A 467-nucleotide genomic window follows, 5' to 3' on the forward strand; every position below is an offset into this window, starting at 1 on the left:
TGATATTCGGTCATAATAACATTAGTGACTTTTCCCTTTTCTCCAATCGTTACTGTGTATAATTCAGAACAATCAAATTTATCTTTTTTAGTCCAGTTATAGTTTTTAATTCTGTCAAAAATAGCTTGGGTTATATTTTCTCTATCTAACCTATCTATTCCATCTTTTAAATCTACATAATTTTGCTGTTCACTTATTTTTAAAATTTTGCCATTTTCAATTTCAATGACATTTTCGTGCATAAAAATCCGCTCGAATACGCCATCCCAATTAATCATCTTATTGTCGGTTCTTTTAGTTGGAAAACTAATATTCCCACTAAACCAGTCAACAAAAACTTTATTGCTTTTGACCTTTTCTCCGAATAATTTTTTGATATAGTTTTTTGGAATTAAATTTTTGTTATCCAATGAATGGCAATCTATAATAGCATTTACAAATAGACTGTCATTCTTAATTTCATAAAT

General features: G+C 27.6%; 1 protein-coding gene. It reads right to left on the minus strand.

The genetic code is table 11. The annotated features are described in order from the left end of the window. A partial coding sequence (locus K8344_RS14345; protein WP_237609301.1) for a hypothetical protein occupies positions 1-410 on the minus strand: 410 nt, incomplete at its 3' end. Positions 411-467 lie beyond the last annotated feature (57 nt).

The sequence above is a fragment of the Aequorivita xiaoshiensis genome (genome assembly GCF_022008395.1).
GTDB lineage: Bacteria > Bacteroidota > Bacteroidia > Flavobacteriales > Flavobacteriaceae > Aequorivita > Aequorivita xiaoshiensis.